Consider the following 12,018-nt stretch of genomic DNA (forward strand, 5'->3'; position numbering starts at 1 on the left):
TCCGGCGCCCACGTGCGCACCATGTCATCGAGCATCGCTGTCACGAAACGAAGATCATGCCGCAGCTACCGCATCGTCCATCTGAGACACCCCCTTAGTGACGAACCAGATGGGTCGGCACACACTGGACGCGGCAAACGCGGCAAGGGATAGGCGCGCGAGGTAATGCTGCTACTCAGCGAGGGACCCGACGGTAGGTACGGCCGGGTGATGTGCGCTCTGAGGGACGCCGGCAGGATGGCAGCCTGGGTGGATAACTGAGCGGTGGGGCAGGCGGGTCCCGGCGTACGCTCGTGGCCGGTTGCCGAGCAGGTGTAACAGCGTGGCGGACGGCGCCTGCGTTTGGAGGACGGCGACGCGGAGAGGATGGTGCGGGGCATGGAGAACGGCATGACGCCGGTCGACGAGCTAACCAGCATGATCGAGCAAAGCGACGCCGTTGACGTCCGACTGGCCCTGTACCGCGAGAAGGATGCCTGGAGGATCGGCTACGGCGAGGTACTCATCGGCGCCGACAGCCCTCCCCGCGAGCGTACCTGGACATACGGCGAGGACGCCTTCATCGAGCGCCGCCTGCCCGGGCCCCTGGCCGCCGACCTGGTGCGGGGCATGTCGCAGCAGGTCGCCGAGCTAACGGTGTCTGCCCCGGCCGTACAAGACAGCGGCAGCTTCCAGCGGATCGCCGGTCAGGTGCGCTACAACAACGCGGTGTTGCCGTGGCCACGCACCGAATGGCAGCTCAGCCCGATGGCGCAGGCCCCGACCCGGCCGCGGAAGGTGCTTGTCGGCGACGGGCCAAGCTTCCTCAACACCGAAGCGGCGTTCAACGCCTTCTTCTACAAGGCCACCGTCGAGAACGGTCCCCGCCCCACGCACATGCTGTGGCGCATCGTCCGAGCTGACCGCCGCGGCTGGCTCGACCGTCTCACCATCGCCTCTGACGCGCTAACCGTGCATGTGAAGGGGACCGAGCTCGCCGGAGCGCAAGTGGAGCTGGCCACCCCGCAGAACCGGCAGATCCGCCCGGTCGGCACGACCGGGCGCCTCCGGTTCCGGCTGCCGCGAGGCCTCGCGCCTGCCACCATAGTGATGCTGCGCTCCGGCGACGACTGGTTGGACTTCCGCTACTTCCCCGCGCCCCAGCCGGGCGGCGATAACGACAGTTCGATCATCTGGGACCTGCCCGGCGCTGACGCGAGCGTGCTGATCGCCGGCGGCGAATCGCAGTACGTCGAGTTCAAGGAGCAGCTGCCCATCAGCGAGCACAGGAGAAAGATGCTCAAGACGGTGGCCGCGTTCGCCTCCGGAGAGGGCGGAACCGTGCTGATCGGGGTGACCGACGACAGCCAGATCATCGGCGTTGACGCGACGAAGCTGGACGAGCTCATGCTCGCGCTGCACAACATGATCCGCAGCAACATCGATCCAGACCCGGAGGCGACGGTGCGCCCGGTGTCGGTGGACGGCAAAACGGTGCTGCTGGTCGAGGTCCCCGCTGGCACCGGCTGGCATGCATACAACCGGGAGAAGCCCGAGTTCTATCTGCGCCGGGGCGCCAACACCGTCCCGGCGCGGCTGACGGAGATCACCAGCCGCTTCGTCCAGCAACAGGCCCTGCCCTGGTAGCAGCGCCGGGGCAAGGTAAGGACAAGGCCCCAAATCAGCGCCGACAGCGGGAATGTCTGGGGCAGCTCCGTGTCGGCGGTGTCAAGCCGGACGTGGAACCACAGGACGGCTAGCCCGGCCGCCTCGTGCGGCCCGGTCACGGTAACGAAGGCTATCGCCACGCTCGTAAGAGCTTGGCGTACTAACGGACCGCGATCGGCGACCAAGAGCGCCGCACACGCCTCGCGGCCAATGAGTAGGTGCGAAAAGCGGTATGGGTCGATTCGATCATGGATTCGTGGAGTACCTCGTTGCGACCGAGTGTCGGGCTGGCCAACCAGCCCCGAACAGGTCTCCTGCTGCCGTGGTTGTCCGCTGAGGATCGGGGGGCCGAGCCGACCGTGCTCGACGACCTAGCCGACGCGGAGCACCCCGACGAGCTGACCCCGTCGAGAACTGATGAACAGGTGGCAGCCCGTGGCTAGGCTTCCCTGCGATTAGGGCGGGAGGGGACTGGCATGGGCAACGCGGCGTGGGACGCCGGCCACCATACCGGCGTGGGAGAGGGGCTCGCCATCGGCGAAGAGATCGGCCGAGCGATCGGCGAAGCTGTCGGCGTAAAGAAGGGCGTGGCGATCGGCATCGCTGCGAGCGCCGTCGTCGCGGCAGCTGGCGTCGGGCTCTGGAAGGTCGACCCATGGAGGCTTGTTTCGAAGAACCTCTTGGGCCGTGAGCACGACCCTGCCGCCATGGACTCGAAGCCGGTCGCCAAGAAAAGCGTCGACGACAAGCAGGAAGCCCGCGAAGGCACCGCAAACGAATAGGCTGGCGCCTCTGCCACTTCGGGACCCCCCGGCTGTTCTCACAGATGGCTATACGTGCTGCGCACGCTCATCGACTACTCCGCGCACTGCCACGAGCAGCACCAGCAGCCTTGGCTCTCACGCACCGTTACTTGACTCTCGGCGAGGCCGGCCCGTGCCGGGGCCTGTTATGGCCGTTCGGTGGAGCCCATCTCGTCCGTCATAGCCACCCGAGGGACCTCGCGGTCATCGAGAGGTTCAGGAAGTGTGACGCCACAGGTCGCGCAGGGGCGCCCAGGAGGAGCCGAGACCCTCTTCCCAGTACGCCGTCAGGACGCCGGCGACAGGCTGCGCGGGATCGCTCCACCACAGCGCGGCCACCGTTTGTCCAGCGTGCTCTCCGGCGGGCACTTGGTAGGCGTACTCGACGTGAAGCTGCGGAGGGTGTTCGGCGGGCGCCGGGCTGGGTTGCAGCATGCCGGGAGCCAGATGTTGTGAGTGCGCCGCCTGGACAGCGTATCGAGCCTGGGGGGCATCCCGATCGGCGATGCTGCGATATGAGATCCAGTACACGGTGACGATCCCGGCGGTGCACCGGGTACGCGTCTGCTCGCCGTCGCCGCGCTCGGGTCCTCCGCTTTGGGTGTCGCCGGTGCAGTCGCCCATGCGGGCGAGCCAGGGCGCGGCGAACTCGGCCAGCTGCTTCGTCGGGATGTGGCTGCGATTGACGCTGGCCTGACGCTCGGCGAACGGACCTTCGGCATCCTCTGTGGAGCGATCCCTTGGGCTCTCCGAGGATGTGGGTGCAAACCAGCTCGCGAAACCGGTGCCGAGCCCGGCACCGGCAAGGAGCACCGCGAGGATCATGGCCACACGCCGGGCGCGGCTGGTCCTTGGTCGATCACTGTGCGGGATGGCGGCGTGGGCTGGAGTGGAGACGCCGCCTGCAGGATGTACGGGAGTGACGGCAGGTGCCCGGCCAGGCGCCCTTGCCGGCACGTCGCCGTGGCCGATGGGCCAGATCGCCTGGTCGGGGCGCTGCCTCGTCGCAGTTGCCCTCCCTGCCTGTGTCGTACGCGTTAGCTGATCTTGCGTCGACGGCCAGCAACGACCAGACCGACGCCGATGAGGACTGCCCCGGATCCGACCGCCGTGATCGATACGACGCGCGCCCCGGTCACGGGCAGCCCTGGTCCTTGATCGGCACCGTCAGCGACAACCGCGGCGTCGGACGTCGGGGTGGACGTGTTCGAGACGCTGCTGGACGGCCGCGAGGGCTTGAGCGGGGGCGGGGCCGTCGGCGATTTGCTCGGTTCAGGGAGCGGTGGCGTGGGGGGCTCAGGGCTGGGAGGTGTGGTGGGTTCTGGATCCGGCCCCGGGCCGGTGGGATCGGGCTCCGGCGTCGCGGTGGGATCCGGCACGGGCGGGTTCGCGCCGGCGCTGGTCGCTTCCGCGGTCGCGGCCTTCGTCGCAGCCGCGTCCGGAGTGGGAGTGGCATCGGCGAGTGCGGGTGAGGCTGCGACCATCAGGCCGACAGCTGCGCTGGCCGCCGATATTGCCAGCGCGTTCCACGTTCTAATCGATGCAAAATGCACGAGTGATTCCTCCCCGTTCGAGTTGTTGAACTCGGCCTTGACGGAAGGCGCGACGCTCCGCCGTGCCGTGCGGGAGGAACCGTAGCTTCTTGCTGTGTCCGCTACCAGCGTGATGCGCGCTGGAGGATTGCATTCCGGTGCACATACTCCCAGTTCAGCCGTGCCTAGATGGCGCAGTGAGTGGACTGGTGGAAGCGACTAGTGGTGGCCGGAAACGTAGACACTCCGGTTGGGCGTGTGTTGAATTGATCGCGTTGTTGGCGCAGACCTCACAACGGGGGAGCAGGTCTACGCCCGGAGCCCACGACATCATCCGCGCGGGCTGCTAGCTCGCACCCCCGGATAGGTGCGCCAAATGACATCGTCGTCATTTCCCTTCGGCCGTCAGTCGCGTCGTCGCCGGCGGGCGATTCCCTATGGCTTGACACTTCGCGCTGCGGCCGCAACGTGGGGCCTCGCCGCAGTGGCGCTGGCACTGTCCGGCTGCACCGGCGCCGCTGAGTCTTCGCCTGCTTCCGGCGCTACCTCCACCGCCATAGTGAGCACCTCGGCGACGTCAGCCGTGCCACCCTCGACCGCGACCCTCTACCGCCCGATTGACGCGCTATGCCCCAAGCTGGACCTTCGCGCCGTCGCCGACATCATCGGGCCGGTAGCGAGCCGCCAGGACACCTCCCGAACGAGCGGCAGCACCGCCAACCTCGCGTGCACCGCCACCGTGGGGCGCCTACCCAACGGTGTCGTGATGACGGTGCACGTCGACATCGTGGAACCCGACTCGGCCCGCCTGATGTATGAGGGCATGCGGCAGGCGCAGCAGGACGCCGGACCGGTCACCGAACTGACCGGCGTCGGCGCCGCCGCCTACACATACACAGACGAGTCGACCGGCTTCAACCTGGTCACCTACGACGCGAACCTGTACCTGACGATCGCGGCCGCACCGCTGCGCCTCGGGGCTGCGCTGCCCGGCGACCTGCCCGCCCGGCTGACGGCCGTAGCGACCTCAACCCTGGCCGCCCTGCGCACCTGACCAGGCTGCCGCGACGCGATCCACCGGAACGCCGATCCCGACAACGCCTCGCCTGCGCATCGGTCCGACCGTCCTTGGAGACATCCTGTGCTAACGACACCTCTACCCGCTGTTTTACCGGGAGCGGGCGACACCGACTACGCCCGCTACATGCGCATCGACGACCTGCTGTCCTTGCAGAAGGGACCGGGGGAGTGGGTGCACCCTGACGAACTGTTGTTCCAAGTCGTGCACCAGAGCAGCGAACTGTGGCTCAAGCTCACCCGCTCACATCTCGCCAGGGCCCTCGCGCACCTGACCGCAGACCAACCGTCCGCGGCGGAACTCCTCCTCCGTCGGGCCGCGGAAGCGCTGCGGCTGATCACCGAGCACCTGCGCATCCTGCGGTCACTGCCACCGGCGCAGTTCGCCATCATCCGGACCGCGCTCGGCAACGGGTCAGGGTTCGAGAGCCCCGGGTGGCGGCTTCTCCGCGAAGCGACCACGGAGCTGGACATCGCGTTCGCCCGGCTGCTGTCCTCGCTGCACCTCACCCCCGTCGACCTGTATCGGGGACAGCCGTCGGACCCGCTGTACCGGCTCGCCGAGGCGCTGGTGGAGCTGGACGAGCGGATCGCGCTATGGCGCACCGAGCACTACAGCGTCGCCACCCGCGTCATCGGTCAGGGCGTGCTCGGCACGCGCCGCACCCCGGTTGACAGCCTCCCCAAGCTCATTGCCCACCGCCGGTTCCCGACGCTGTGGGAAGCCCGCAGCGAACTCACCGAAGGGTTCTCGCGCGCGGCCTGTCCACGGCAGGTACAGCCGTGACCGCCGCGGCACTGGCCCGACCCGCGCTGCTGCGGCAGCGGTTGGCCACGCCATCCGGCAGCGCCCACCTGGCCGCGTGCAGCATCGCCCCCCGCACCCTCGACCTGGAACAGGCCGTCGCCCGGATGCTCAACGACCTCTCTCGGCCCGGCTTCTGGCAAGCATGCGAAGAGCAGGTCGCCCACGCCCGCCAGCTGTTCGCACGACTCATCGGCGCCGACGCCGACCAGGTCGCGATCCTGCCCAACGCCAGCATCGCCACGCACCAGGCGGCAACCGGCCGCCGGTGGCGACGACGCCGGGAAATCCTCACCACCCCCGCCGAGTTCCCGGGGATCGCACACACCTGGATGGCCCAACCCGGAGCGCGGGTGCGCTGGTGTGGCACGCCCGACGGGGCGGTGCACCCCGGCGACTACCTGTCGGCGATCACACCCCGTACCGCACTGGTGTCGGTGCCCGCCGTCACCTACCGCGACGCCATCCGCCTCGACGTGGCCCGCATCGCCGATGCCGCGCACGACGCCGGCGCGGCCGTGTTCGTCGACGCCTACCAGGCCGCCGGCGTCATTCCCCTCGACGTCGACGCCCTGCGCTGCGACTACCTCGTCACCGGCACCGGCAAATATCTGCTCGGGCTGCCCGGCCTGGCGTTCCTCTACGTCCGGCATCCGGGCGGTCCGCCGCCGGCGCTCACCGGCTGGCTCGGCCGCACCGACCCCCACGCTTTCCGCGCCACCGTCCTGGACTCGCCCCCGCACGCCCGGCGCTACGAGACCGGAACCCCCGCCGCAGCGGCCGTCTACGCTGCCGTCGCTGGCCTGTCCCTGATCGGTGACCTCGACCTGCGGCAGGTACGCCACCACACCCAGCGGCTGATCGCCATGACCGCGCAGCGGCTGGCAGCCCAGGGCGAGATCGTGCGCCTGGCCACCGACGCCGACGCGCAAGGCGCCCACCTGGCGCTCGTCGAGCCACACGCGGAGGCGATGGCCGCCTGGCTCGGGCACCGCGGCGTCATCGCCGCGCCCCGCAGCGGTGTCCTGCGCCTGGCCATGCACGCCTACACCACGAACGAGGACATCGACGCCGTATGCGAGACGATCGCCGCGTACCGGTGCCGCAGCCGCACCCGCCCTGGAGCGGCCCGATGAATCCCGAGCCGCTGCACCGCTGGCTGGCCCACCGACGGCCCACCACACACCGCTTCCCCTACGACACTGTCGTCGACGCCTACCTCTACTACGGCAAGCACTTCATCCCCGAGGCGTGGACCACGCCACTGCGCTCGGCCCGTGAGCGCCTGCCCGAAGTGTCCGGGCCGCGCGCATACCTGGCCGACTTCCTGGCCGTCGCCCTCGACAAGATCGACGGCAGGTACGACTACCGCAGCTACCTCGCACTGCCCCTCCTACCCATATCCGACCCTGCCAGCAACGCCGAACCGGCAGACCAGCTGCTGGCCCGGCGCGACCACCTGCACACCTTGCTCCTGACCGACCTCATCTCCTTCGAGCTGCGCGCCCTCGACAGCACCGGGGCGCCGCTGCCCCAGATGCGTCCCAACGCGGAGGTGGTGAGGAAGCGGGTGCGACACGCGGTGCGCGCCGCTGCTCCCGCGCTGCGCCGGCTCAGCTTCGCACTCCCTGCCGCCGATGATCCGATGGCGCTGGCCCGCCGTTTGACCGCGCTGGCCGCAATCGATCGAACCGCAGCTGACCGGCTGGTGCTGCGGACCACGATGCTGCCGGTCGAGCGCGTCCACGACGAGTACCTGTTTATTCGGGTCCTGCAAGCCTTTGAGTCCACCCTCGCACTGCTCGCCGTGGACCTCACCGCGGCCATCACCGCCGTGGACGAAGAACGTCTGCCTGCGGCCGGCACGCGCCTGTCCTTCGCGGCGTCGCTCCTGCGCGAGACCGCACCGTTGTGGTCGCTGCTGGCCACCATGCAACCGGAGGCGTTCCACGCCTTCCGCGTCTACACCGACGGGGCAAGCGCCATCCAGTCCCGCGCCTACAAGCTGGTCGAATCGCTGTGCCGCACACCCGACCCGCAGCGTCTGCATTCGGTGGCGTACCTGTCCGTGCCCAACGTGTACGCCCGCGTCAGCAACGGACAGCGCAGTCTCGACGACGCCCTGGACGCCATCCGCGCCGACCATCGAGCTCTCGCGCAAACGCCCATTCTGGCCGACGGGATGCGGCAGCTCGCCGCCGCCGTGCACCAATGGCGGCGCACCCACTACCGCCTCGCCGTGCGAATGCTCGGCACCGAACGACCAGGCACCGGCGCCACGCCCGGAACCCCCTACCTCCTCCACGGCCGCGACAAGCACGTCTTCCGCAACCGCGACGCCCACGACCCTGAGGAGCGGTGACCGATGACTGCGCCATCGACCGTGCGCCGACGGGCGGACATGCCCCACGATCAGCTGCCAACCCAAGCCCACGCCTTCCTCCGCCAACGGCACAACGAGTTAGGGATGCCCGGCCTCGCGCGCCGCTGGCGAGAAGTGCGTGCCGAAATCCGTGCGAACGGGACGTGGCGGCCGACCTACGACGAGCTGGCCTACGCGGCGCGGGCGGCCTGGCGCAACTCCGGCCGCTGCATCGGCCGGCTGCGCTGGCCCAGCCTCATCGTTCGCGACCGCCGCCACATCACCACCCTGCAGGATGTGGGCCGAGAACTGGCCGCTCACCTCGACGAGGCCACCAACGGCGGACGGATCCGCTCCGTCATCACCGTCCTCGCACCCGCCACACACACCGGCCCGCCACCGGCGCGCATCATCAGCCCGCAGTTGGCCCGCTACGCGGCCTGGCCCAGCAGAGACGGCGTCCTCGGTGACCCCGCCAACCTGGCCTTGACCAGCCTGGCCACCGACCTCGGCTGGCCAGGACCCACTCGGCGAGGCCCGTTCGACCTCCTGCCCTGGATCACCGCCACCGCCGACGGGGGACTGCACTTGCTGCCTACAGACCCAGCGCACATCCTCGAGGTGCCGATCCACCACCCCGACTACCCGTGGATCGCTGATCTCGAACTGCGCTGGCCCGCCGTACCCGTCATCAGCAACATGGCGCTCCACTTCGGTGGCCTGCAGTTTCCCGCCCCGTTCAGCGGCACCTTCATGGCATCCGAGATCGCCACCCGCAACCTCGCCGACGAACACCGCTACAACCAGCTGCCCGCCATCATCGCCGGCCTGGGCCTCGACGACCGCGACCGGCTGCGCACCGACAAAGCCCTGCTCACCCTGCACGAAGCCGTGCTGCACAGCTTCGAATCCGCCGGCGTGTCCATCACCGACCACCACCGCGAAAGCCGGGCCTTCGCCCGCTTCGTGCAGCACGAGGAAGCAGCCGGCCGCGTCGTGGTCGGTGACTGGAGCTGGCTCAACTCCTACCCGATGACGCCCCAGGACCCCTCCTGGAGCCGCTACTACAACACCGGCCAACCCACTCCGGCTCTTCTTCCGGACCCGTACTGCCTCGCCCTCACCGCCGGCCACCGCAGGCCCGGCCATGAACCCTCACCGCGCCAGCGCGCCGACGTCCCCCCGGCCGCTGTCGCCCCACCCAACCACGCAAGGGAGGACACGTGTCCACACGCACACCCGCCAAGGCACACCGGCGACTGACCCGCCTGGCCGCGGCAGCTGTCACTCTGGCAGCCGTCACCGCCGGTCTCGTCGGCGTCTCCGGCGGGCCCGCCCAGGCCGCAGGCTGCCGCGCCGCGCCCTACAGCGCCAAGTTCGGCGCCGCCGACGCCTTCATGCAGTACAACGGCGTGGAGATCATCAGCTACCCCAAGTACCCCAGCTACTACCGCGCCACCAGCCAATGCAAGGACATCCAAGTTCGCAACACCGGCAACGGCAAGGACTACGGCCCGTTCGACGCCTGCATCAACTTCTACGGACGCGCCACCTGCAACTACTGGACGCACGTGCCCGTCGGCCAGTGGCGCAACCTCGCCACCAACGTCAAGGACGGCACCAAGTTCTACGTCTGGGTCCGCATCGACCTGGGCAAGTACTACGGATTCACTGCCGTCGGCGACTGGTGAGCCAAGCTTGGGGCCCGCGCTTGCGCGGGCCCCAAGCTCCCGTACCGTCAGTAGTCGCTCAAAGGAAGCGTGCTGCGTCGATGCGATGAGACCTGAGAGCTTGATTCCCGAGCAGGTCACCCCGCATCCTAGGATGCCTAGGGGATGTGACCTCCTCGAATCAGCAATTTGGCGGCTGAGGTCGCCGAGAACCAGATTCAGTGAACTAGATGTGCGGAGAGTCATGGCGATGATGCTTGCGAATACGGCATCCGGGGGTGGCGAGGACGCGAGCCGGCCGGCCCCGCCACCATCTTTGCTGGCAGCTATCGGTCTCCATGCTCCTCAAAGACGTAGGCCCGCGAAAGGTTGTCATTGGCAATACTGCCTCACCGTCATGGACGCGCGAGGGCGGCTTGCGGATCGAACCCCGGTTCGCGCAATGGGCTGGAGCCCGGACCATTCGCTGAACGGCAAAGTGGGGGAGGGCTTCCTCATAATCCAGCGCGGCGAGGGCGGGACGTGTCTGGTTACAGCACAGGGCCACCTCCGCGTACTCTCTCCTATCAGGCTTTCGGCCGAACTGTCCACAGGAGTACGACTGTTAGCGGTGGCGCGGAGGGAAGAAGGAATGGTCATCCTTTGCACCATGGATCTTGTGGAATCTGCGCTCGCGGCTTTCATTGACATTGGCTCAGGTGGTGTTACATGACCGGGCCGTTGCCGAATGGATTAACCAACCAAGAGGTAGCCGCCCTGCGGTCGATTCTTGCGCGGATTCCCGATGAAGGGTTGCGTGGACCGTCGGCAATCGGCGAACCGCCGGGAATCCCTACCTTTCGTGACTACATCCAGCGCGTATTGGTGGCCGTTTCTCCAGGCTCCCGCCGACTTTACGAAAGCTACTGGAAGCGAATCGAGCAGTGCTGGGGCGAGCGCAAACTGAACGACCCAACACCATCCGAAATCTCGGCGCTTGTAGAGCAGGTCCGCGCGAGTGCACTCGTCCGTAGCAACTCACGCGGCGGTCGCTCAGCGGCTGAGCACACGGTCTCTGCCCTTCGCTGCCTCTATGCATTCGCGGTTGCCGACGGCTTGATTGCCGAGGCGGAAGATCCAGCTCGACGAGTGGCAAAGCCCCGAAGGCTGCCGAGCAATCGGCACGCTCTACCGGAGCGTCAGCTTGCGCGGATAGTGGAACTCGCAGGGCGTACGGGAAATGATCCGCACCTAGACTCCCTCATCCTGCGACTTCACATCGAAACAGCCTGCCGGCGGGGTGGAGCACTGGGCCTGGACCGAGCGGACTTGGACCTCGATAATTGCTGCATTCGGCTCAGCGAGAAGGGCGGGACAGTTCGCTGGCAGCCCGTCTCCCCTTCTATGCTGCGTATGCTTGTCCGGCACTACGAAGAGCGTGGGAAGATCGGTGGCGGTACGCAACTGCTCAGATACCGGTCGGGCGCTCCATTGACGAGCCGTCGGTACGATCATCTCTGGCAGCGACTGGGGCGTCGCCTGCCTTGGGTCCAAGCCCAGCAGGTATCGACACATTGGCTAAGGCATACCACGTTGACCTGGGTTGAACGGAATTTTGGATACGCCATCGCCAGAGCATATGCTGGGCATAGCGGCAGATCGGACGCCGGCGTGACAAGCACCTACGTCAAGGCAGACATTTATGATGTGGCACGGGCGCTGTCTTCACTCTCGGGCGAGCCACATCCGCTTATTGCTGAGGAACAAGCGATACCTTGGCCGGAGCGCATGCTAGCCGTGCCCGAGGGCGAGGATGAGATCATGGCGCCGTAGCTGAGTTAGGAGCCGGACGGCTTAAAAGCCGAGCTGTCCCCAGCCGCAGGTCGGGCGGATGAGGAGCCGTCCGCTCGGCAGGAGGCTGGCACTGACTCCGCCACCGATCTTTCAGCTCCTGCTCAGCCTGTTCAAGATCCGCCAGCCAGCCATTCCTCGGCGTACCGCACCCGCCTGGTGTCAGCGCGCCTCCTGCCTACCTGACCATCATGCGTGTGGAGCCACATGCCGTATGCCGGCGTGGATGCCGACCTCGTCGGCTTGCCCTGGTGGTGGCTGACCTAACCGGCGGGGCAGGCGATCCAGGGCG

At 67.9% G+C, this 12,018-nt stretch carries 10 protein-coding genes; 9 read left to right on the forward strand and 1 reads right to left on the reverse strand.

Going from position 1 to position 12,018, the window contains the following annotated elements; translation table 11 throughout:
* Positions 1–378: 378 nt before the first annotated feature.
* Both ACGFI9_RS34290 and ACGFI9_RS34295 read left to right on the forward strand, forming a co-directional pair.
* Complete coding sequence (locus ACGFI9_RS34290) at positions 379–1,626, forward strand: helix-turn-helix domain-containing protein (RefSeq protein WP_393184723.1); 1,248 nt, start codon at positions 379–381, stop codon at positions 1,624–1,626.
* A gap of 497 nt (positions 1,627–2,123) precedes the next feature.
* Positions 2,124–2,429 carry a hypothetical protein gene (locus tag ACGFI9_RS34295; RefSeq protein ID WP_393184725.1) on the forward strand — a complete coding sequence of 102 codons (306 nt, stop codon included), beginning with the start codon at positions 2,124–2,126 and terminating at the stop codon, positions 2,427–2,429.
* A gap of 237 nt (positions 2,430–2,666) precedes the next feature.
* On the opposite strand, the gene ACGFI9_RS34300 is transcribed toward ACGFI9_RS34295, so the two are convergent.
* Positions 2,667–3,275 (reverse strand): hypothetical protein, encoded by a 609-nt coding sequence (locus ACGFI9_RS34300; protein WP_393184727.1) that lies wholly within the window; start codon positions 3,273–3,275, stop codon positions 2,667–2,669.
* A gap of 1,191 nt (positions 3,276–4,466) precedes the next feature.
* On the opposite strand from ACGFI9_RS34300, the gene ACGFI9_RS34305 reads away from it, so the two are divergent.
* From ACGFI9_RS34305 to ACGFI9_RS34335, 7 genes are all read left to right on the forward strand, one after another.
* On the forward strand, positions 4,467–5,036 hold the full coding sequence (locus tag ACGFI9_RS34305; protein ID WP_393184729.1) for a hypothetical protein: 570 nt from the start codon (positions 4,467–4,469) through the stop codon (positions 5,034–5,036).
* 87 nt (positions 5,037–5,123) lie between these two features.
* Positions 5,124–5,846, forward strand: a complete 723-nt coding sequence (locus tag ACGFI9_RS34310) for a tryptophan 2,3-dioxygenase family protein (RefSeq protein WP_393184731.1) — start codon at positions 5,124–5,126, stop codon at positions 5,844–5,846.
* A 125-nt stretch (positions 5,847–5,971) separates the two neighbouring features.
* Complete coding sequence (locus tag ACGFI9_RS34315) at positions 5,972–7,000, forward strand: aminotransferase class V-fold PLP-dependent enzyme (RefSeq protein WP_393184844.1); 1,029 nt, start codon at positions 5,972–5,974, stop codon at positions 6,998–7,000.
* Positions 6,997–8,226, forward strand: a complete 1,230-nt coding sequence (locus tag ACGFI9_RS34320) for a tryptophan 2,3-dioxygenase family protein (RefSeq protein ID WP_393184733.1) — start codon at positions 6,997–6,999, stop codon at positions 8,224–8,226. Before ACGFI9_RS34315 ends, ACGFI9_RS34320 begins: the two co-directional genes overlap by 4 nt.
* A gap of 39 nt (positions 8,227–8,265) precedes the next feature.
* Entirely contained in the window at positions 8,266–9,489 is a 1,224-nt protein-coding gene (locus ACGFI9_RS34325; RefSeq protein ID WP_393184846.1) for a nitric oxide synthase oxygenase, read from the forward strand.
* On the forward strand, positions 9,450–9,917 hold the full coding sequence (locus tag ACGFI9_RS34330) for a hypothetical protein (protein ID WP_393184735.1): 468 nt from the start codon (positions 9,450–9,452) through the stop codon (positions 9,915–9,917). Before ACGFI9_RS34325 ends, ACGFI9_RS34330 begins: the two co-directional genes overlap by 40 nt.
* Before the next feature lie 687 nt (positions 9,918–10,604).
* Positions 10,605–11,708, forward strand: coding sequence for a tyrosine-type recombinase/integrase (locus ACGFI9_RS34335; RefSeq protein WP_393184737.1), 1,104 nt, complete (start codon positions 10,605–10,607; stop codon positions 11,706–11,708).
* Positions 11,709–12,018: the final 310 nt, after the last annotated feature.

Origin of the sequence: Micromonospora sp. NPDC048930, assembly GCF_043197935.1 — a bacterium.
In the GTDB taxonomy this organism is placed as follows: Bacteria; Actinomycetota; Actinomycetes; order Mycobacteriales; family Micromonosporaceae; genus Micromonospora.